Source organism: Bacillus sp. SIMBA_008 (assembly GCF_046535495.1).
GTDB lineage: Bacteria > Bacillota > Bacilli > Bacillales > Bacillaceae > Bacillus > Bacillus subtilis.
This window is the reverse complement of sequence record NZ_JAWRWL010000001.1, coordinates 758,290-777,437: the sequence shown is the minus strand read 5'-3', so window position 1 is coordinate 777,437 and position 19,148 is coordinate 758,290. Positions and strand designations below refer to the sequence as shown.

At 43.0% G+C, this 19,148-nt stretch carries 23 protein-coding genes, 1 pseudogene and 1 riboswitch; of the genes and pseudogenes, 3 read left to right on the top strand and 21 right to left on the bottom strand.

The window, feature by feature from the left end:
• Nucleotides 1–56 precede the first annotated feature (56 nt).
• The 12 genes from resE to scpA all read right to left on the bottom strand — a co-directional run bounded on the left by resE (nt 57) and on the right by scpA (nt 11,228).
• On the bottom strand, nt 57–1,826 hold the full coding sequence (gene resE, locus SB658_RS04245; RefSeq protein ID WP_144500726.1) for a sensor histidine kinase ResE: 1,770 nt from the start codon (nt 1,824–1,826) through the stop codon (nt 57–59).
• Nucleotides 1,823–2,545: a DNA-binding response regulator ResD gene (gene resD, locus SB658_RS04240; RefSeq protein WP_003246107.1), complete on the bottom strand. Its 723-nt coding sequence runs from the start codon at nt 2,543–2,545 to the stop codon at nt 1,823–1,825. Before resD ends, resE begins: the two co-directional genes overlap by 4 nt.
• Nucleotides 2,546–2,625: 80 nt before the next feature.
• Nucleotides 2,626–3,801, bottom strand: coding sequence for a cytochrome c biogenesis protein ResC (gene resC, locus SB658_RS04235; RefSeq protein WP_004398799.1), 1,176 nt, complete (start codon nt 3,799–3,801; stop codon nt 2,626–2,628).
• A gap of 19 nt (nt 3,802–3,820) precedes the next feature.
• Nucleotides 3,821–5,449 carry a cytochrome c biogenesis protein ResB gene (gene resB, locus SB658_RS04230; protein ID WP_069703890.1) on the bottom strand — a complete coding sequence of 543 codons (1,629 nt, stop codon included), beginning with the start codon at nt 5,447–5,449 and terminating at the stop codon, nt 3,821–3,823.
• Entirely contained in the window at nt 5,446–5,985 is a 540-nt protein-coding gene (gene resA, locus SB658_RS04225; RefSeq protein ID WP_144500725.1) for a thiol-disulfide oxidoreductase ResA, read from the bottom strand. Before resA ends, resB begins: the two co-directional genes overlap by 4 nt.
• 94 nt (nt 5,986–6,079) lie before the next feature.
• Nucleotides 6,080–6,814 (bottom strand): 23S rRNA pseudouridine(2605) synthase RluB, encoded by a 735-nt coding sequence (gene rluB, locus SB658_RS04220; RefSeq protein ID WP_069703930.1) that lies wholly within the window; start codon nt 6,812–6,814, stop codon nt 6,080–6,082.
• A 91-nt stretch (nt 6,815–6,905) separates the two neighbouring features.
• The gene (gene spmB / locus SB658_RS04215) at nt 6,906–7,442 is read right to left on the bottom strand and encodes a spore maturation protein SpmB (RefSeq protein WP_003230509.1); all 537 of its coding nucleotides are present in this window, start codon (nt 7,440–7,442) and stop codon (nt 6,906–6,908) included.
• Nucleotides 7,443–7,446: 4 nt separating this feature from the next.
• On the bottom strand, nt 7,447–8,037 hold the full coding sequence (gene spmA / locus SB658_RS04210; RefSeq protein WP_004398980.1) for a spore maturation protein SpmA: 591 nt from the start codon (nt 8,035–8,037) through the stop codon (nt 7,447–7,449).
• Nucleotides 8,025–9,173 carry a D-alanyl-D-alanine carboxypeptidase DacB gene (dacB, locus tag SB658_RS04205; RefSeq protein ID WP_003230505.1) on the bottom strand — a complete coding sequence of 383 codons (1,149 nt, stop codon included), beginning with the start codon at nt 9,171–9,173 and terminating at the stop codon, nt 8,025–8,027. Before dacB ends, spmA begins: the two co-directional genes overlap by 13 nt.
• A 122-nt stretch (nt 9,174–9,295) precedes the next feature.
• Nucleotides 9,296–9,835, bottom strand: coding sequence for a YpuI family protein (locus tag SB658_RS04200; protein ID WP_144500724.1), 540 nt, complete (start codon nt 9,833–9,835; stop codon nt 9,296–9,298).
• A gap of 54 nt (nt 9,836–9,889) precedes the next feature.
• Complete coding sequence (scpB, locus tag SB658_RS04195) at nt 9,890–10,483, bottom strand: SMC-Scp complex subunit ScpB (RefSeq protein ID WP_003223904.1); 594 nt, start codon at nt 10,481–10,483, stop codon at nt 9,890–9,892.
• On the bottom strand, nt 10,473–11,228 hold the full coding sequence (gene scpA, locus SB658_RS04190) for a segregation/condensation protein A (RefSeq protein ID WP_144500747.1): 756 nt from the start codon (nt 11,226–11,228) through the stop codon (nt 10,473–10,475). Before scpA ends, scpB begins: the two co-directional genes overlap by 11 nt.
• 281 nt (nt 11,229–11,509) lie before the next feature.
• On the opposite strand from scpA, the gene SB658_RS04185 reads away from it, so the two are divergent.
• Complete coding sequence (locus tag SB658_RS04185; protein ID WP_043940148.1) at nt 11,510–12,034, top strand: DUF309 domain-containing protein; 525 nt, start codon at nt 11,510–11,512, stop codon at nt 12,032–12,034.
• Between the two features lie 13 nt (nt 12,035–12,047).
• On the opposite strand, the gene ribT is transcribed toward SB658_RS04185, so the two are convergent.
• From ribT to sipS, 7 genes are all read right to left on the bottom strand, one after another.
• Nucleotides 12,048–12,422 carry a GNAT family N-acetyltransferase RibT gene (ribT, locus tag SB658_RS04180; RefSeq protein ID WP_003223910.1) on the bottom strand — a complete coding sequence of 125 codons (375 nt, stop codon included), beginning with the start codon at nt 12,420–12,422 and terminating at the stop codon, nt 12,048–12,050.
• A gap of 112 nt (nt 12,423–12,534) precedes the next feature.
• Nucleotides 12,535–12,999 carry a 6,7-dimethyl-8-ribityllumazine synthase gene (gene ribH, locus SB658_RS04175; RefSeq protein WP_003223915.1) on the bottom strand — a complete coding sequence of 155 codons (465 nt, stop codon included), beginning with the start codon at nt 12,997–12,999 and terminating at the stop codon, nt 12,535–12,537.
• 32 nt (nt 13,000–13,031) lie between these two features.
• Nucleotides 13,032–14,228, bottom strand: coding sequence for a bifunctional 3,4-dihydroxy-2-butanone-4-phosphate synthase/GTP cyclohydrolase II (locus tag SB658_RS04170; RefSeq protein ID WP_032726065.1), 1,197 nt, complete (start codon nt 14,226–14,228; stop codon nt 13,032–13,034).
• A gap of 14 nt (nt 14,229–14,242) precedes the next feature.
• Nucleotides 14,243–14,890, bottom strand: coding sequence for a riboflavin synthase subunit alpha (gene ribE, locus SB658_RS04165; RefSeq protein WP_014480161.1), 648 nt, complete (start codon nt 14,888–14,890; stop codon nt 14,243–14,245).
• 10 nt (nt 14,891–14,900) lie between these two features.
• On the bottom strand, nt 14,901–15,986 hold the full coding sequence (gene ribD / locus SB658_RS04160) for a bifunctional diaminohydroxyphosphoribosylaminopyrimidine deaminase/5-amino-6-(5-phosphoribosylamino)uracil reductase RibD (RefSeq protein WP_077671404.1): 1,086 nt from the start codon (nt 15,984–15,986) through the stop codon (nt 14,901–14,903).
• Between the two features lie 129 nt (nt 15,987–16,115).
• Nucleotides 16,116–16,260: riboswitch (FMN riboswitch) on the bottom strand.
• Nucleotides 16,261–16,380: 120 nt separating this feature from the next.
• Nucleotides 16,381–16,725 carry a hypothetical protein gene (locus tag SB658_RS04155; protein ID WP_003230488.1) on the bottom strand — a complete coding sequence of 115 codons (345 nt, stop codon included), beginning with the start codon at nt 16,723–16,725 and terminating at the stop codon, nt 16,381–16,383.
• A gap of 234 nt (nt 16,726–16,959) precedes the next feature.
• Nucleotides 16,960–17,514, bottom strand: coding sequence for a signal peptidase I sipS (sipS, locus tag SB658_RS04150; protein WP_003246166.1), 555 nt, complete (start codon nt 17,512–17,514; stop codon nt 16,960–16,962).
• A gap of 266 nt (nt 17,515–17,780) precedes the next feature.
• Here sipS and SB658_RS04145 point away from each other — a divergent pair.
• Nucleotides 17,781–18,019, top strand: a pseudogene (locus SB658_RS04145) (hypothetical protein).
• On the opposite strand, the gene SB658_RS04140 reads toward SB658_RS04145, so the two are convergent.
• Nucleotides 17,962–18,168 (bottom strand): zinc ribbon domain-containing protein, encoded by a 207-nt coding sequence (locus SB658_RS04140; RefSeq protein WP_021481576.1) that lies wholly within the window; start codon nt 18,166–18,168, stop codon nt 17,962–17,964. The pseudogene SB658_RS04145 and the gene SB658_RS04140 overlap by 58 nt on opposite strands.
• A 163-nt stretch (nt 18,169–18,331) precedes the next feature.
• Here SB658_RS04140 and SB658_RS04135 point away from each other — a divergent pair, with 163 nt between their 5' ends.
• Complete coding sequence (locus SB658_RS04135; RefSeq protein ID WP_003230479.1) at nt 18,332–18,544, top strand: spore germination protein; 213 nt, start codon at nt 18,332–18,334, stop codon at nt 18,542–18,544.
• A 135-nt stretch (nt 18,545–18,679) separates the two neighbouring features.
• On the opposite strand, the gene SB658_RS04130 is transcribed toward SB658_RS04135, so the two are convergent.
• Nucleotides 18,680–19,111, bottom strand: coding sequence for a peptidylprolyl isomerase (locus SB658_RS04130; RefSeq protein ID WP_003223931.1), 432 nt, complete (start codon nt 19,109–19,111; stop codon nt 18,680–18,682).
• Nucleotides 19,112–19,148 lie beyond the last annotated feature (37 nt).

The following is a 19,148-nucleotide window of genomic DNA, read 5'->3' as shown; positions in this document are numbered from 1 at the left end:
TCAGTCAGCGGGTGTTTCTTATGGAACAAGATTCTTCGGCAAATTCAGACTCGATTTTACCGTTTTGTCGGAATATAAAAAGAAAATGTTGTTCCTTTATCTATTCGGCTGTGCACAGTAATTGATCCGTTGTGGGCTTCCACGATATTTTTAACGATAGCCAGCCCTAAACCGGTTCCTGCTCTGCCCCTTGTCCGCGCTTTATCTGCCTTATAAAACCGCTCAAAGATAAATGGCAGATCTTCTTCCGGTATGCCGGACCCGGAGTCTTTGATATCAATTTTCAATCCATCCTTCACAGAATGGACTGAAATGGAGACACTGCCGCCGGCTGAAGTATGCCGCAGCGCGTTATCAATCAAATTGGTAAATACCTGCTCCATCTTGTCTTCATCAAACAGAAATTCCTCTTCTGTGAGAGAAATGTCATGATCTAAAGCAATATTTTTTTCTTTCGCAACACCCGAAAACTTCCGAATGATCTTTTCTAAAAACTCATTCACATTGATTTTTTCATAATGTAAGCCTGTATGGCCTGATTCCATTCGGGCTAAATCAAGCAAATCATTAACTAAACGGCCCATTCGGAGCGATTCGTCATAAATGATTTGGGCAATTTCTTTCCGGTCTTCTTCAGAGCTTGCAATGTCATCGACAATTGCTTCACTGTATCCCTGAAGCATGGAGATCGGTGTTCTCAGCTCATGACTGACATTTGCGATAAAGTCCTCCCGCAGCTTATCAAGGCGGCGTTCTTCTGTCATGTCACGCAGTACGGCAACCGCTCCTCTTACGTGCGATTCCGCATAAAGCGGCGACATCAAAAGCACCCATGATCTGCCTTGCAGCGTCATCTCAATCATTTGTTCTTTTTCAGTGCTGACAGCGTTTTGAAACAGCTCTTTTGCTTCAGGCGGAAGGTTGTCGCCTTCTTTGATATTCATGTTCTGTTCATAATACCAAGCCTGAAGAAAACGTTCAGCCGGCGGGTTGGTCACAAGAATCGTACCGTCAATATTAATGGTAATAACCCCGTCAGCCATACTGCTCAAAATGTTAGAAAGCTGCTCTTTTTCTTGATTGAGCGCATTGATATGAAAGTTAAGCTGCCGGCCCATTTGATTAAAAGCGGTCGCCAGTTCACCGATTTCATCCTGAGTTAAAATCGGGATTTTTGTATCGAACTTGCCCTTCGCCAAATCCTGCGCGCCTTCTCTCATTTTTCGGAGAGGGTACGTGACCCTGCTTGATAAAAAGAATGCGAAAAATGTGGTCAGCACAATCGCAATTCCAGCGGCAAGAAAAATATAGCGGGTCGTATGTTTTGTTGTATCTTTAACGGCAAGCAAAGACTGGGATAAAAAGACCATGCCTTTCTTTCCGTCTTTTTCATACGGGACACCTACAATCAGGCGTTCATTATCCGTGTCTGTATCGCTCAGTCCCGTCCGTTTGCTTACTTTTTTATGGTCTTTGAGAGCTTTATTTAAGTCTTTGTCATGCTGTATTTGCTCAACCGTAATAGACGACAGGCGATTTTTATCATTCGGAGAATACCAGTGGTTCTTCTCATCCTGGATGATGGCAATGCTTGTTAAGTTATCAGCGAGCTCCCAAGTGATTGACCTTGCCAGTGCCTGGTCCTCGTGATTTTCTAGGATGACAGCAACTTTATTCGCAAGCTGTGTTAAATCATTCTCAGCTTCTTCCACATGGTAGTTTTCAATAAACTCCAGCAAAAGAACCGTTAATATGAACAATACGATCAAGACGAGTGAAAGGATCGTAAACCACAGCTTGCCTACTACGCTTTTCCAAAATTTCATTCAGCGCCGACCTCAAATTTATAACCTACACCCCATACGGTGACAATTTTTTTCGCAGCTTCCGGAGATACCTTGTTCAGCTTCTCTCTCAAGCGTTTGACGTGAGTGTCCACTGTCCGTAAATCACCAAAAAACTCATATTGCCACACTTCTTTCAGAAGCTTTTCCCGATCATACACCTTGTCAGGCGTTTTCGCTAAGAAATATAGAAGCTCATACTCTTTTGGCGTCAGGCTCACTTCTGTTCCATCAGCTGTTACGCGGTGAGCATCATGGTCTATTGACAGATGTGAAAACACGAGCACATTTTTCGTCGGTGTATTGGCATTGAAATAAGAGGTTTGGGATGCTCTTCTCAAAAGGGCCTTTACACGCAGCACGACTTCTCTCGGGCTGAACGGCTTAACAATATAATCATCTGTTCCCGCTTCAAACCCCTGCACCCGGTTTGCTTCTTCTCCTTTTGCGGTCAGCATAATAATGGGTGTCGCTTTTTTTTCACGAATTTGCCGGCACACTTCAATTCCATCAGTCCCCGGCATCATCAGATCAAGCAAAATTAAGTCATAATTGGCTTCAAGCCCTTTGGCAATGGCTTCATCACCATTTTCAGCTTCATCTATAGCATAATTTTCACGTTCAAGATACATTCTTAAAAGGCGGCGAATTCTGGCTTCGTCATCAACTACTAATATTTTTGTTTCGTTCGTTTGGTCCATGTTTTCCCCCTGCTTTCCTTCTGTTACTTTCATTTTATCAAATCGTGAGAAAGTTTGAGAACTGTGTCGCTTTCAAAGGACTATGCATAAGAATGAAGTCCGGCAAGCACAAGATTTACGAATATTAAATTAAACATAATAATAGCAAAACCGATTACGGCCAACCATGCTGACTTCTCACCGTGCCAGCCTCTTGACAGTCTTAAGTGCAAGTAAGCGGCATAGAACAAAAACGTGATCAGCGCCCATACTTCCTTAGGGTCCCAGCCCCAAAATCTGGTCCACGCGAGCTGAGCCCAAATCATTGCAAAGATCAGCGCGCCGAGTGTAAAGATCGGAAATCCGATTGATACGGCCCTGTACCCAACCTCATCCACCAGATCAAGATTGACGTTTTTCACCAGCGGATGTAATAGAGCGCTGATTCTTTTTCTGATGATCAGACGGAGAGCCCCATACAACACAAGACCTGCTCCAAATGACCAAATGACAGTGTTCACTTTTCTGCCTGAGAAAAGCGCGGGAAGATCAACAAGCGGTTCCATTCTTCCTTCGGTCAAAAGCTCTCCCTGATGCGGACCGACAAGCGCGGGCATTTCATACACCATCACGCTTTTTTCTTTACTTTTGTCCACCCAGTTAAACTCCGCTTCATAGCCTGCAAGACGAAATGCTGATGTGATTGCAATAAAGGCGACGGTTGTGACCAGGATAAACATAATCGCTTCAAGCCAGAAGGTCTTTTTGCTTGGCTTTGTCTGGTCTACATGCTTCAAAAGAAAGATGACACCAGCGACAAAGCTGATGGCAAGTATAGCTTGCCCAAGCGCGGCAGTTGTTACGTGAATATACAGCCAGTTGCTTTGGAGCGAAGGAATTAAAGGCGAGATATCTGTCGGAAACATGCTGGCGTAGGCAATCAGCAATAAAGCAATTGACAGCGTAAACAGGCCTAATGAAGGCAATCTATAGAGAAAATAAAGAATGATAAACGCCAAAACAAGCATCATGCCAAAAGCGGTGGTGAATTCAAACATATTGCTGACCGGCGCATGGCCGCTGGCAGCCCACCTTGTGATGAAATATCCTAGGTGGCAGAAAAAACCGACAATAGAAAGGGTGATTCCAATGTTGGCCCATCGGTTTGGCCTGCCCTTTTTATCTTTATTCCCGCGTATGGCCCCGCCGAAGATTGGGACAGCGATTAAATACACAAGAAAGGCCGCATAAAGAAAATTTCCGCTCAGCTCTGCCATGACATCACTCCCTTTTCGCCTATTTCTGTGTTTTGATTAATTCTTTTTGGTCCACCGGTTCAGTCAGTCCGGAATCAGCCAATATAAATGCTAAATCCTTCTTCAGGCCAAACCAGTTTTTATTGGTATGCCCCGCTACCATAACTGCACCGTCCTGTGAGTGCAGCCAAATTCTTCGATGCTGCCAGTACATACCTTGAATAACACCGATCATAAAAATGGCTCCCCCGACAGCAAGCACCCAGAGTGTCAGATCCTTTCTGACTGTAAGTCCAGTAATGTTTTTCGTTTCGACATGGTCAAATTTCAGCTTGTATTTATTATTGCCTGACCCTTCGATGGTTTCTTGGATGGCGACAAAGCTCTTTTCGCCTTTCGGTTTGTCCGGCGTTATGATATTAAAGACAAAAGCCGGATTGTTAGGGATCTTTGTTTTTGTGCTCGGCTCTCCGTCCTGATTAAAATAGAAGTCTGGCAGGTAGCTGGCGATTTCCACTTTGTAACCGTTGCCAAGATCATAGACCGAATCTGGATCCAGAAGGTTGATCTTCAGGCTCCCAAAGGATTTTTTTGTTTTTTTATCAATCAGCTGGAACACCATTTGGTCAAGCTGATTCTCTTTGTAATCCACCTGGTAAACGGAAAAAGAATCAAAACGCAGCGGCTGATTGACACGGATGTCTTCTTCTGTTACTTTTTTCAGCTTCGGCTTCTCGCCATAAACAATTTTCCCTTCTCTCTTGTAGAGTACGGCATCGGTTTGAAAGTTCTTTGCCACTCTACCGTCCCCGACTCTGTCAATGGCATCTGCAAATACCTTTTTTTCCGTTTTGCTGTTATAGGTCTCTACGCTGAATTGATTGTTTTTTAAATAATATTTTCCGTCTGTACCCGGAATTGCTGCGGTTTCGCCTTCTCTGACCCAAAGCGTCTCATCGACGTACATGCCAGGCACAAATCTCAGCATCGCACCAATCAGAAAGATGATCAATCCAATATGGTTGACATACGGGCCCCAGCGGGAAAAACGTCCTTTTTCAGCAAGAATGCTGCCCTCTTTTTCTCTGATTCTATAATGTTTTTTCTTTAATAGAGTAACTATCTTTTCTTTCGATTCCCCGTTCAGTACAGTAACTGTTTCACTGAACAAGCGCTGCCTTCTTAAAAAAGCCGGGCTCCTTCTGACGCCTTGGTTTTTTAACGCTCTGTACAACGGAATGACCCGATCAAGGCTGCAAATCACAAGTGAAATGCCGATCGAGGCAATGAGCAGCAAATACCACCAAGAACCATATAAATGATGAAACCCGAGCAAATAATAAAGCTGGCCGAACGTGCCATACTGCTCCTTGTAATAAGTATCAGCCTGTGCGCCCGGAGGCAGATAGGCTTCCTGGGGAAAAATGGTGCCGAACGCTGATGCGGCAAGGGTTATGACGATAAGCCATATTCCCACCTTAACCGAGGAAAAGAAATTCCAAATTTTATCGATGATCGTTTTGTTATAGGTTTGCGAACGTCTTGCGCTTCCGTCATATCTCATATCAGCGAGCGGAGGTTGAGTTTCCTGAAGAGCTCTTCCGCACGATTCGCATAAAACGGTTCCGACCGGGTTTATATGTCCGCATTCACATTTGACTTGCTTCATCCCGAAGTCTCTCCGGGTTTTATGAGATTCATATAATCGTGTATCATGCTTTCTGTCATAGTGCCGGTCACCACCTTGACAACTTTTCCTTTCGGATTGATCAAAAAGGTTGTCGGAAGCGGAGATACGTCATAGGCATCAAGCACTTGGCGATCTGTATCCAGAACAACCGGGAAATTGACTCCGTAGGATTTCATAAAATTATGTACTGCTATCTTTGACTCCCCAACATTTACAGCGACAATTTCAACACCTTGGCTTTTAAAATGCTTATATTGGTTTGCCATATAAGGGAACTCTTTTTTGCACGGTTCACACCATGTACCCCAGAAATTCAAAAAAACCCCTTTCCCTTTTAAGTCACTGAGCTCGATACGTTTCCCATTCGTATCCTCAAGGACAAAATTCGGTGCGTCGGACCCTTCGGATATACTCTCTTTGCCGGCAAATATAGCATTGTAAATGGTATAGCCGAGTGCGCAGATTAAAACGAGAAGGATGCCGGTCCGAATGAATAAACGCCTTTTTTTCTTCATTGTCCACTGCCCCCTTCCCCCTATTGCAGATCCATTCAATTATATCATTGCACGTTCATTTCACATTTCTTACTTTTTGAAGGTTATGTGAAATTTAGAAAGCGTTTTTACCGTGATCCGCCAGTGCTCTGAGCCTTTTTACTTCGTGAGGCGTAAGCTCTCTGGCATCGCCCGTGTGCAGGCCTCGCAGGTTTAAAAACGCGTATTCCTCACGCTTCAGCTTGATTACCTCATGTCCGATCGCTTCAAACATGCGGCGCACCTGTCTGTTGCGTCCCTCATGGATCGTCAGCTGAATAATGCTTGTCTGCTTTTTCTTATCCAAAGACAGCAGCTTCGCTTTAGCAGGCGCTGTTTTGCCTTCCTCCAGCCTAATTCCGCGCTCCAGCTTTCTGAGCAGCTCTTTAGGCGGGATTCCTTTCACCTTCGCCACGTATGTTTTGTCTATTTCATACTTAGGATGCATTAGCTTATTGGCGAATTCGCCGTCATTGGTTAAAAGCAAAAGACCGCTCGTATCATAGTCCAGACGCCCAATCGGATAAATGCGCTGCGGAATATTTTTAAAAAAGTCCGTCACCACTTTGCGTCCTTTATCATCTTGCGCTGCGGAAATAACGCCTCTTGGTTTATATAAGAGAAAGTAAACCGGCTCTTCGCGTTCAACCTTGAACCCGTTTACCTCAATCTGATCAGAACCGGTGACCTTAACACCTAGCTCTGTTACTACTTTGCCATTCACCTTTACTTTTCCTTCTTTAATCAGCTCTTCTGCCTTTCTGCGCGACGCAACTCCGGCATGAGCAATCACTTTTTGCAGTCTTTCCATGTCTTTCACCTCAAGTATTATCTTACTTTTTTCAACCTTAACAAACAAGCTTTTTCAAATTCCTATGCCAAATCTAAAAAAAACGCCGTTTTCAGGCGCTCCCAAATAATAACGTAACGATGATGATAGATGCAACTACGCCGATTAAATCTGCAAGAAGTCCCACCTTTAATGCATCACCCATTTTTTTAATGCCGACTGCTCCGAAATACACAGTCAGTACGTAAAGCGTTGTATCTGTAGATCCCTGCATGACGGAAGCCAGCCTGCCGATAAAGGAATCGGGCCCGTATACTGCAATTAAATCGGTCGTCATTCCAAGTGCGGCCGTACCGGAGATCGGGCGGATCAGAGCAAGCGGCACTACTTCAGCAGGGATGCCGATAGCGGAGAAAGCCGGTTTTAAAAGATCCATTATAAAATCAAGCGCGCCTGATGATCTGAAAACAGTTATAGCGACAAGCATTCCGACTAAATAGGGGATAATGGAAAAGGCAATTTCTATCCCCTCTTTCCCGCCTTCGACAAACGATTCATATGTCGGAACCTTTTTGATCGTTCCATAAAGAAGAATTCCGGCAATAATGATTGGAATCATGGCTAAAGACAGCCAGTTGATGATTTCCATCCGCTCACCTTCCCTTCTTTTTGCGGCGGTAATAAAAATACCGATCAATGATAATGGCACCGATTCCGGAAATAAGCGTTGCCAAAATGCTTGGCCCGACGATATCTGTCGGCGTTTTGGAGGAATAAGCCATTCGGACAGCGATCACCGTTGTCGGGATGAGTGTGATGCAGGACGTATTAACAGCTAAAAAAGTAATCATCGACCGGCTTGCTTCCGATCGGTTTCCGTTCAGCTTTTTCATTTGTTCCATTGCTTTAATGCCAAGCGGAGTTGCTGCATTTCCGAGGCCGAAGAAATTCGCCATAAGATTAGATAAAATATAGCCCATCGCCGGGTGATCCGGCGGTATATCAGGGAACAGTTTAGATATAAAAGGTCTGCACATCCGGCTGAAAATATCCAAAAGCCCTGACTGCTCGGCGATTTTCATTAAGCCAAGCCAGAAAACAAGCACGCTCATCAATCCAAATGAGATCGTAATCGCTTCTTTCGCACCCTTAAACACGGCTTCATTTACATCTTGCAGAGTTCCGTTGCACATCGCAAAAACGAGTCCGATCACGGTTAAACTGACCCAAATTATATTGACCATTTTGCTCCGCCTGCCGCATTCAGAAAGATTGATTTAAACGTTTCAAAAAATTGTTTCTTCGGTTTTTGATGCCGCTCATTTTCATAATAGATCGGCACTTTTGCGATGGTTGCATCGTTGAACATGATCTCCATGTGCCCTACGATGTCAGGGATTTTCGAGGCATCTTTTTCCCATGCTTTTTTCGGCTTGAGCAGTGTGGTATTAATTTTTACATTTTCTTTTTCCTCTTCGGTCAGTAAATAGGTGATATCACGTTTGATAAAAGCCTTCGATTCATAAAATGTGCCTTTCAGCTTTGGAATATCCCCTTTTTTTGCAATTAAATAGGTTTGATAATGCTCAAACACATAGTTAAACATCTTCATATGGTCATCCCAATCATTAGGGTCATTAATGGTGACGGCTATCAGGTCAATGCCGTCCTTTGAAGCCGTAGAGACCAGTGTCCGTTTTGCAAGTTTTGTATAGCCTGTTTTTCCTCCTGTGCTGTACGGATAAAGCATGGTCAGCAGTTTGTTTTTGTTTTTCCATACGCTTTCCATCGTTTCCGCTTTGTATATTTTTGTGCCTGAAATCTTTTGATAGTCTTTCAGCTTCATAGCATACTTAGTTAAAATGGCCATGTCATAGGCTGTTGAATAATGATTTTCATGGTCGTCCAATCCGTGCGGGTTTTGAAAACGGGTGTTTTTCATACCAAGCTGCTCGGCTTTTTGATTCATCATATAAACAAACCCATCGAGGCTCCCACCGACATGCTCAGCAATCGCGACAGCGGCATCGTTTCCTGATCTTAGCATCAGGCCATACACAAGATCTTTCAGCTTCACTTTTTGACCTTCTGTTAAATAAATGGCGGAGCCTTCTGTTCTGACAGCATTTGCCGAAACCGTCACTGTTTGATCCATTTTGCCGGATTCGATGGCGAGGACGGCGGTCATAATTTTTGTGATGCTCGCGATCCGCCTTTTTTGATGCTCATCCTTGGCATATAACACTCTGCCTGACGCACCGTCAATAATGATCGCGCTTTTTGCACTGACATCTATAGCAGCATGTGCTGTATTCACATTTACGGTTGCAATAAGAAAAGAAATCATGATCACGAATACTGCTTTTTTGAAAATGCGCATGTTTGCTCACGTCCTTGTGGTGGTTTGTACAAGTTTATGCGCATGTCCATCAGTTATGAATAACAATTATATTTCTGGAAGCAAACATAAAAAAACTCTCCCTGAAAAAGGGAGAGTAAACGTTATCTGATTGGCGCCATGCTTGATCCGGACGCTTCGTAATGAGCCAGCTCTTCCCTCATCTTCAGAAAGGCCGCGCTCAACGGCAATAATAATTGCTCAAGCGACGCAGGAACAGCATGATAAAACTCAATTGCGCTGACCCCGGTATAAGACGCCCGGCTATTTTCACACCACGTGTCTTTTTTCGGCATAAAGAACTCTTCAATGCATTGGTGATACACATTATAAAGTGTTTTTTCCGCTCTGGCTTCCTGAAAAGGCTCCTGCATCAGGAGACGGCGGCACGCTTCTGCGCCTCCTTCACAAAATACTGCCATTCTTCTCAGAGTGCTCAGCACATCACAGCAGTATCCTTTTTCAATAGGCAATTCAGCCTGTAAGGACTCAAGCGTCGTTTGATTTAGGTAATCGTTCACGGTATTGACAACCATTGATAAGAATTCGCCTGTTTTTTGAGTCTGCGCTCGCACAATCGAATGTCCCATTTCGTTTGGTATCTTCCCCTCATGTATTTGTCTCTCACATTTTGCTTTTTTCATGATAGCTTCTTCCTTATATCTTATGATGATGAAAAAGCGCGATTCATTAAACTTCTATTTTATATCTTCGAAGGTTTGGTTAAAGTTTTCAAAAAATAAATCTGCTTCTTCTTGAAGAACGTCTTCTTCCGCATTTTCAGGCAGCGGCGGAAGCTCGTCCAGCGTTTTCAGACCGAATTGTTCAAGAAAAGTCGGCGTAGTACCGTATAAAATGGCCCGCCCCGGACCATCGGCACGCCCTACTTCACACAATAGCGCCTTCGCGACAAGACTGTGTAAAATCCGCTCTGATTTTACTCCTCTGATTTCTTCAATTTCTGCTCTCGTAATTGGCTGTTTGTATGAAACAATGGCCAGCACTTCTAAAGATGCTTGAGAAAGGCCCTTTGACGGCACTTCAATCAGTTTTTTCAAGTAGGGCGCAAAGTCTTTTTTGGTAGAGAGCATGTACGTATCTGCATACTCAATAAGTTCAATCCCTCGTGTATCTCCGCGGTATTCGTCCGCCACATCCGCCATGATCGTGTTCAGTTCAGGCTCTTCGATTTCAAGCACTGTTAACAGCTGCTTTTTTGTAAGCCCTTCATCGCCTGCCGCATAAAGAAGGGCTTCCACAATAGCTTTCCAATTCACGATATCAAGCCCCATGAATGGATTCACTCCCCGTAATGTAAATATCTGAAAAATTGTGCTCCTGTTCAATGAGGACCAGCTGATTTTTCATCAGCTCAAGAACAGCTAGAAAGGTCACTACTAAATGTTCTTTTTGCTCATATGGAAACAGATCCATAAAGTTGATTCTCGTTCCTCTAGATTTCAAGCTGTGCACGATTTCGTTCATTCTGGCTTCGATTGGTATGTCCTGTCTTGTAATTGTTGTTTCCATCGGCCTGTTTATTTTTTTGCGTTTCAGCACTTTTTGAAAAGCTCCGATCATATCATAGACCGTGACAGAGAGCTTTTGCTCAGACTGTTTTACTTCTTTTGCATATTCACTCAAATCACTCGGCGGTTTCGTGAACGATTTTTGTCTTTCTTCTTCCCGTTCTTTTAAATCCTTCGCCGCATCTTTATATTTTCGATACTCAATCAGCTTTTCAATCAGTTCCTCCCGCGGATCTTCTTCTTCAAGTAATTCATCTTCAAAAAGCTCCTCCTCTTGCTTCGGGAGCAGCATTCTGCTTTTAATGCTGAGCAGCGTGGCAGCCATAACCAAATACTCGCTGGCAATGTCGAGCTCAAGCACACGCATCGTATGTACATATAATAAATATTGTTCAGTGATCTTCGCCACAGGTATATCATATATGTCAATTTCAAGACGATTGATTAAATGAAGCAGCAGGTCCAATGGGCCCTCAAACGTATCAATTTTCACTTGATATTCTTTCATCATCTCACCATTTTCAAGTATCACTCTCATTGCCGGAAAAACTGGCTACCCTATAGTATAAGCCACCAAAAAGCTCTCGTCCAATACTATTTCATTTCCTGTTTTGAACAAGTTTTGTACAGAATATTCAAAACACGAGAGGTGTTTGCTGGGAGCGCAGAAGCGGGAGAAAAAGCCTTAGCTTCTGGTTTTCCTTTCTAAGAAGCAATAGAGGCCGAGCGTTCTTTTTTCCTTTTATCCCTTCTATGGTACACTAAAAGCACATTAAAGGAGGAAACACCTTGTATCCGAAAGCTTATATAGATTATCTCGTTGAGTTTCACGCGACACGGGATTATTTTGAATGCCATGAAATATTAGAAGAATTTTGGAAGGAAGATCCGCCAAAGAAACGAAAACGCTATTGGGTGGGCTTTATTCAGCTTGCAGTGGCTTTATATCATCACAGAAGGCAGAATACAGCCGGGGCAAAAAGACTGATGGCGAACAGCATCCGGATTCTTCAAGCAGAACACCGGGCAGTCGAAGACTTAGGGCTTGATCATGGCCGTTTGCTCGAACTTATGCAATCGGTTTACGAACAAATCGAGACGGGCTCTGCCTATAGAAGCATTATGCTGCCAATCAAAGATGAGAAACTGGAGGAAGCATGCAGGATCGAATGCAGGAAAAAAAAGTATACATGGGGGCAGCCCAGTGCACTCAGGAACATATTTCTTATCGACAAACACCGTTTGCGGGATCGGACTGACGTCATCCGTGAACGTGAAAAAGAAATAGAACGCAGAAAAAAAAGCAGAGGCTGATTACAGCCTCTGCTTAATTATTGTATGAAATGTCTTGATCCTGCTGACCTTGACAACGTTCGAAAAAGCTCTGCGTTAATTCATTTGGAACCAGTACTTGCGTTTTGAATAAATGCTTTAAAGCATCCATCATCTGTTTTCCGATTCCTTGATGGCGATGAGAAGGATTCACACTGATATGCCGGATCTCAACCTCAGAATCCTTTTTTTCGACTCCGATTGCTCCGACGATATCCTCGTCCTCTTTCCAAAGAAAGAGCTGGCGGTCTGTATCCGTTTCGTAGTCCTTAATTGTCTGCTGAAGCTGCTTAAGGTCTTTTTCATTCGGCATAAACGAAAGAAGCCCCATCGCAATCTTTTCAAACGATTTTTTATAACGAATTAACATAAAAACCCCTCTATATCCAAAATGTCCAGTCTGCTATTAACGGATACGAATAGGCGATCCGTTTTCTCACATTATATCATTTTCGCCATATTTTTAAACTGTTTTCAGCAAATTATTCAAATGAGCGGTTTAAATTTGCCATTTCAATGGCAGAAACAGCACAATCTACACCTTTGTTGCCCGCTTTTGTGCCCGCACGCTCGATGGCCTGTTCGATGTTTTCAGTTGTTACAATTCCAAAGATGACAGGTACACCAGTAGTGTTTGCTGCTTGCGCGATGCCTTTTGCAGCTTCATTGCAGACATAATCGTAATGCGTCGTCGCGCCTCTGATGACAGTGCCCAATGTGATAATAGCATCATATTTTTTTGTTTCCGCCATTTTTTTCGCAGCAAACGGTATTTCAAATGCGCCTGGAACCCAAGCCACATCAATGTCATTTGTGTCTACGCCATGTCTGAGCAGCGCATCTTCTGCTCCGCTCAGCAGCTTGCTCGTAATAAAATCATTAAATCTTCCTACTACGATTCCGATTTTAAGACCTGTACCAACTAAATTTCCTTGTATGATATTCATATGATTCCCATCCTTTTTTGTGATATTTGTGATTAGAAATGAAGTAAATGACCTAGCTTGTTCATTTTGGTTTGCAAATATTTTTTATTGTGTTCTTTCGCCTCCATTTGAAGCGGCACTCTTTCTGAAATACTGAGTCCGTAGCCTTCAAGGCCTGCGATTTTTCGCGGATTATTCGTCAAAAGCTTCATATTCCGGACACCGAGGTCGCGTAAAATTTGTGCTCCGATGCCATAGTTGCGAAGATCCGGCAAGAATCCAAGCGCCTCATTGGCTTCTACGGTGTCATAACCTTGTTCCTGAAGCTTATAAGCTTTTAATTTATTGATTAAACCGATGCCTCGTCCTTCTTGGCGCAAGTACAGAAGCACTCCACGGCCTTCTGCGGCAATTTGGTTCAGCGCGGCGTGCAGCTGCGGTCCACAATCACAGCGATGAGAGCCAAACACGTCACCTGTGAGACATTCTGAATGTACCCGGACCAATACCGGTTCTTCTCCGAACGGCACATCTCCCATCACAAATGCGACATGCTCTTTTCCATCTACCTCATTTGTGTATCCATAAACCTTAAATGTCCCAAAATCAGTAGGCAGCGTAATGTCAACTTCACGCTCGACAAGTGTTGTCAGATTGTAACGGTATTGAATCAAATCCTTAATGGTGATCATTTTTAATTGATGCTTTTTCGCAATTTCAATGAGCTCAGGCACTCTCGCCATCGTTCCGTCTTCATTCATAATTTCACAAATGACGCCGGCTCCTGGAGATCCGCAGGCTTCAGCAAGATCAACAGCAGCTTCTGTATGGCCCGCTCTTTTCAGGACACCTCCTTTTTTCGCAATCAGCGGAAAAATGTGCCCCGGACGCTGAAAATCAGATGGCACGGATGTGCTGTCCAGCAATGCTTGAACGGTAAAAGATCTTTCTTGAGCGCTGATACCTGTTTTCGTTTCACGATGGTCTATGCTTACGGTAAATGCAGTATGGTGAGAATCTGTATTATGCTCCACCATAGGGTGAAGATCAAGCCTGTCTGCGATTTCCTCACTGAGCGGCGTGCAGATCAGTCCTCTCCCATGTGTCGCCATAAAGTTAATGACTTCCGGCGTTGCATGCTCGGCAAGAGCCACAAAGTCTCCTTCATTTTCTCTGTCTTCATCATCTACAACGATGATGACTTCGCCTTTTTTTAAAGCGTCCAGTGCTTCTTCTATCGGATGAAACATGCAAATCTTCCTCTCTAAAAGCCGTTTTCGCTTAAGAAGGCTTTTGTAATGGTTTGTTGGGTCTTATTTTCATTGGCTTTATGCAAAAATCGATACATATATTTTCCGATCATATCGCATTCGATATTCACTTTAGAGCCGATCGTTTTTTCTGAAAAGATCGTTTCGCTGATTGTATGCGGTATTAAGGAGATCGTCACTGTGTCTTCTGTCAGGCCGAATATGGTTAAGCTCACGCCATCCACAGTAATTGATCCCTTTAAAACCAATGTTTTTGTTAATGACGGGTCCATTTTTAAATCATAGTAAACTGCGTTGCTTTTCTCTTCAATTCGTGTGATTTCCGCAGTTCCGTCGACATGGCCTGAGACGAAATGGCCTCCGAAACGGCCGTTTGCCGCCATTGCTCTTTCCAGATTTACTTTGCTTCCTTTTGTTAAATCATTCAGTGACGTAGCTTTGACTGTTTCAGGCATAACATCCACTGTGAATTGATTTTTTGTAAAATCAGTGACAGTCAGACAAATGCCGTTCACTGCAATGCTGTCGCCAAGATGAACATCCTCTAAAATCTTTGAGCATTTAATTGTTAAGGCCATTGAATGCCCTGCTTTTTTCATGGATTCGATTGTGCCTGTTTCTTCGATAATTCCTGTAAACATGGTCACCATCCTATTCCTTTGTCGGTTTTGCCGTCAGTTTGATATCACGGCCGATTTGGGTTATATCAGTGAATTGTAATAAGGGGACATCTTTCATTGATTGAAAACCTTCACCGGAGATTAAGCTGGGAGCATGCGTTCCTCCGATTAGTTTAGGGGCAAAATAGAAGATGATTTCTTGAAAACAGCCTTCTTTGACAAAGCTTCCGTGAACAGCTGAACCGCCTTCCACATACACCGACATGATGCCTTCTTCCGCTAGGATCTTCAAAACATCGGGAATTTGAATGCGCTCGGTTTCAAGTGTAAATATGTTCACTCCGAAAGCTGAAAGCCGTTTTTTCTTTTCCTCGTCTGCGCGTGCCGTCGTAAAAATCCATGTCGGCGCTATTTGATCGCAAATCACTTTAGCGTCCTCAGGAATCGAGAGTACGGTATCAAGTATGACCCGAACCGGCTGTTTTGTTACATTCGGCAGTCTGCAGGTTAAGCTCGGATTGTCGGCTTTCACTGTGCCAACTCCGACTAAAATGCTTTGGTGTGTTTTCCTGTATTGCTGAGCATCCTGTCTTGCAGCCTCTGACGTGATCCATTTGCTGTCACCCGTGCTGGTAGCTATCTTGCCGTCAAGGCTGGCAGCCGCTTTTAGCGTGACGTACGGAAGGCCTGTCCTCATAAAGTGCAGAAATTTTTCATTCAGCCTCTCCGCCTGGTCTGCCAGGATGCCTTCCCTTACCTCAATGCCGGCTTCTTTCATCATGCTGATCCCTCTTCCAGCCACAAGCGGATTAGGATCTCTCATCGCTACGAACACTCTTTTGATGCCAGAGTTGATAATCAATTCTGCACATGGCGGTGTTTTTCCGTAATGGCTGCACGGTTCGAGTGTAACGTAAATATCGGCACTCTCTGCATGTGCTCCAGCCATATGGATGGCATGAACTTCTGCATGAGCTTCACCATATTTTAAATGGGCGCCCATTCCGACAATTTGTCCGTCCTTTACGACAACAGCGCCGACGAGCGGATTGGATTCGGTCTGTCCTTCGCCCTGCTTCGCAAGATCTAACGCCAGCTTCATATAATACTCTTCCATTTGTTTCCCTCCCCTCTTTTGTTATTTACCGTCAAAAAAGCCCCGAATTTATAAAAAATTCGGGGCTTTAGGTATTTTACGCAATAGGAAATAACACTATGCATTTTTGAACCATTTGCATAGCGGTTCATCATCCTTCTCCCATCCAGACTTTCACTGTCGGCTTCAGCTTAAACTGAATCCACCGCGTGCTTATGCACACGGGTCACGGGCTCTAAAGCAAATGTGCTTTACTACCGCCGGTCGGGATTTCCACCCTGCCCCGAAGGATACAATCTTTATTCATTTGTCCTTATTGGCTATTATAGCGATCCTTTTTAAAGTACGCAATGAAATAAACTTACAATTTGAGAAAAACAAAACATCACCCTTCGATCCGAAAGGTGATGTTTTGTTAATCATTCACTTTTGCAACCTTGATTAATCCGTCGATCCGCTTTGATTTGCTGAAGTATGCCTTAATCTTGTCACCTTCTTTTATATCAGATAAATCCTGATTTAATTTTTTTCCGTTGAAGATGATTTTCGTTCCGTTTTCTGCTACTCCATGATACTCTGAGCCGTCAATTTTCGTCACTTTATATTCCTGGATGGTGTATTCCTCTTCTTCCGAGGACAAGGTTTGTCCAATTGCTGTCGGAACATCCTTCAGCTCAACATCATTTATGTACATATAACCGCCTGCAAGTAAAAGCAAAAGCACTAACAGAATGGTAATCTTGGTTTTTATTCTTCCCATTTCTAAACCTCCAGCCAATATGAATCTATTCATTCATATGAGTTATTCCTTTTTTTCATGAATAAAAAACCGTAAATTCTCGTAAATTATTAATATAACGATGCATAACGGGAATATGTTTCACATTTCTGCAAAAATTTCTTTTCTATAGATATACGAATTTATGTTCTGTTTTTAGGGGATGACCGTAAAAAAGATATAAAAAAAGCAGCCCCAATGGGAAACTGCTTGATCCTAATTTGTTTTGCGCATTTCGTTAAACGGGTAGAAAACAAACTTTGACGTACCCGCAATTTGTTTTTTCGTGAAGAGGCCAAGTCCGTTACGGCTGTCCATGGAATTCCGACGATTGTCACCCATCACAAAATACTTGTTATCAGGCACTTTAACCGGGCCGAAATCATCGGTCAAATGGTCAAAACCGTCCTGTTTCGCTCTCTTTTTATTAGCCGCCAAATAAGGTTCGTCCACCTTTTTCCCGTTGATATAGAGCTGGTCATTTTTCATCTCAACCGTATCGCCGGGAAGGCCAATAATACGTTTGACATAGTGAACATCATCTCCATTTAACACGACGATGTCTCCTCTATCAAACTCGCCGATGTATTTGACTGTCATATTGACAAAGACCCTTTCACGGTTGTGAAGTGTAGGATACATAGAGTCACCATCAACGACATACGGCGCAAAAATAAAGTTGCGGATGAGCAAAGCAAGAACGACAGCAATCACAATTGCTTTTGCCCATTCTAATATTGATTTTTTCTTCGAAACATTTTCTGATTTCAACTGATTTCCTCCAATAAACAACGGTCTTCAATTTATGTTATCACGAATCGAAAAAAAATCCCATTAGGACCATTGAAGTGATTTTACAAACTGTTAATCTTCATCTTCTACCCACATCATGCCTATTTTTTCTTGTCGATCATAACTAAGCCTGCAAATATTGAAAGAAATGAATCGCATAATTCAGAAGCGGTGGACTCAGAAGAAAGAGAGTTCTCATATGCTAAATCTTTAGATCGTATATAAGGCATGAGGTTAGGAACAGTTTGTTCATTTACTGCATTCCATTGATGTCCCAGTCCATGATACCCATGGCATTTGACAAAAAACAATTCACGTCATAAAGGTTACTGGAATGTTGGCGGCAACCTATTTCGCAGGTGATAACCGCACCCCATTTTTTGCTTTCATAATATGTTTAAAATCATTCAAGCTCGAAAACATGGATCAGCCTCCAAAAAATAAATCGAATATATTCCCAGCAGTTGAAGACTCTTTATTATAAAACTCTGAATATCCGCAGTTCTTACAGTAAACCACTAGAAATCGGTTATGCTGCACGTCAAACAGCTTTGATAATCCCGTGCCGGTTGTGGCTATTTCTTTTTGTCCTGCTTCAGTACTGCCGCATTTTCTACAGCCTTTGTTGTCCATATCGCGATCTCCTTTTCATTACATCACGTTTATTTGATTTATTTTACCACAAAATACCAATGGGCAGGCATCTCCTAAATATTTTTGCCATTAAGTTTACGCTAATCAACTCTAGCACTAATACATATAAAAAATAGAATGATATGAAAGGAGACTTGATAGTATGATTGATTATCCCATTAATATAAACAACGTTTCCGGGAACAGTGTAATTAACGTAGGCGGCGCTTTTATGATCAGGCCTTTAACTTTGTCCAAATCTGTGTTTGGCTCCGGAGGTTTAAACACAGGAATTGTCTTTGAAAATAACTTTGTAAGCAAGGCTAAAATGATTAATCATCAATTTACTGATCAGAACGTCACCAAAACTTTTTAATGTATTCAATACACGGGGGTCACTAATTAAACATCTGGTTTTGCCAACCGCCATCAGCATTCGGCGGTTTTTTATTGAACATTTTTGGCCAATAAAAAAAGCTTCCTCTCTAAGAGGAAGCCTTTTGCCTGCCGATTAGCCTTCTACACGAACTTCTTTCATGACGTCGCCATTAGACATGTTTTTCGCGAATTCTAATCCGCTTGTTACTTTACCAAATACAGTGTGAACACCGTTCAAATGAGGCTGTGGCTCATGAACGATGAAAAATTGGCTGCCGCCAGTGTCTTTTCCGGCATGTGCCATAGAAAGTGCGCCCGCCTCATGTGTATGCGGGTTTCCTTCTGTTTCACATTTGATTGTGTATCCTGGGCCGCCAGTACCAGTTCCGTGCGGGCATCCGCCTTGGCTCACGAAGCCAGGGATCACTCGGTGGAATGTAAGCCCGTCATAAAAGCCTTCGTTTGCAAGCTTTTCAAAGTTTGCAACAGTTCCAGGTGCAGCTTCAGGATAAAGTTCAAATTCAATTTTGTTCCCGTCTTCTAATAAAAAGTAACCTGTTTTCAATTGTATGCCTACTTTCTTTATTTTAATTTTCAAAGGA

Bases quoted from the DNA above. Each gene is read 5' to 3' on its own strand.
- resB (WP_069703890.1), bottom strand. From the start codon at position 5,449: ATGAAGCAAGTCAAATGTGAATGCGGACATATAAACCCGGTCGGAACC.
- dacB (WP_003230505.1), bottom strand. From the start codon at position 9,173: ATGCGCATTTTCAAAAAAGCAGTATTCGTGATCATGATTTCTTTTCTT.
- resE (WP_144500726.1), bottom strand. From the start codon at position 1,826: ATGAAATTTTGGAAAAGCGTAGTAGGCAAGCTGTGGTTTACGATCCTT.
- spmB (WP_003230509.1), bottom strand. From the start codon at position 7,442: ATGGAAATCATCAACTGGCTGTCTTTAGCCATGATTCCAATCATTATT.
- ribE (WP_014480161.1), bottom strand. From the start codon at position 14,890: ATGTTTACAGGAATTATCGAAGAAACAGGCACAATCGAATCCATGAAA.
- SB658_RS04135 (WP_003230479.1), top strand. From the start codon at position 18,332: ATGATTGATTATCCCATTAATATAAACAACGTTTCCGGGAACAGTGTA.
- SB658_RS04155 (WP_003230488.1), bottom strand. From the start codon at position 16,725: ATGGGAAGAATAAAAACCAAGATTACCATTCTGTTAGTGCTTTTGCTT.
- resD (WP_003246107.1), bottom strand. From the start codon at position 2,545: ATGGACCAAACGAACGAAACAAAAATATTAGTAGTTGATGACGAAGCC.
- SB658_RS04170 (WP_032726065.1), bottom strand. From the start codon at position 14,228: ATGTTTCATCCGATAGAAGAAGCACTGGACGCTTTAAAAAAAGGCGAA.
- resC (WP_004398799.1), bottom strand. From the start codon at position 3,801: ATGGCAGAGCTGAGCGGAAATTTTCTTTATGCGGCCTTTCTTGTGTAT.
- ribH (WP_003223915.1), bottom strand. From the start codon at position 12,999: ATGAATATCATACAAGGAAATTTAGTTGGTACAGGTCTTAAAATCGGA.
- SB658_RS04140 (WP_021481576.1), bottom strand. From the start codon at position 18,168: ATGGACAACAAAGGCTGTAGAAAATGCGGCAGTACTGAAGCAGGACAA.
- ribT (WP_003223910.1), bottom strand. From the start codon at position 12,422: ATGTTAATTCGTTATAAAAAATCGTTTGAAAAGATTGCGATGGGGCTT.
- scpB (WP_003223904.1), bottom strand. From the start codon at position 10,483: ATGGGGCTTGATATCGTGAATTGGAAAGCTATTGTGGAAGCCCTTCTT.
- spmA (WP_004398980.1), bottom strand. From the start codon at position 8,037: ATGGTCAATATAATTTGGGTCAGTTTAACCGTGATCGGACTCGTTTTT.
- rluB (WP_069703930.1), bottom strand. From the start codon at position 6,814: ATGGAAAGACTGCAAAAAGTGATTGCTCATGCCGGAGTTGCGTCGCGC.
- scpA (WP_144500747.1), bottom strand. From the start codon at position 11,228: ATGAAAGAATATCAAGTGAAAATTGATACGTTTGAGGGCCCATTGGAC.
- SB658_RS04200 (WP_144500724.1), bottom strand. From the start codon at position 9,835: ATGAAAAAAGCAAAATGTGAGAGACAAATACATGAGGGGAAGATACCA.
- ribD (WP_077671404.1), bottom strand. From the start codon at position 15,986: ATGGAAGAGTATTATATGAAGCTGGCGTTAGATCTTGCGAAGCAGGGC.
- resA (WP_144500725.1), bottom strand. From the start codon at position 5,985: ATGAAGAAAAAAAGGCGTTTATTCATTCGGACCGGCATCCTTCTCGTT.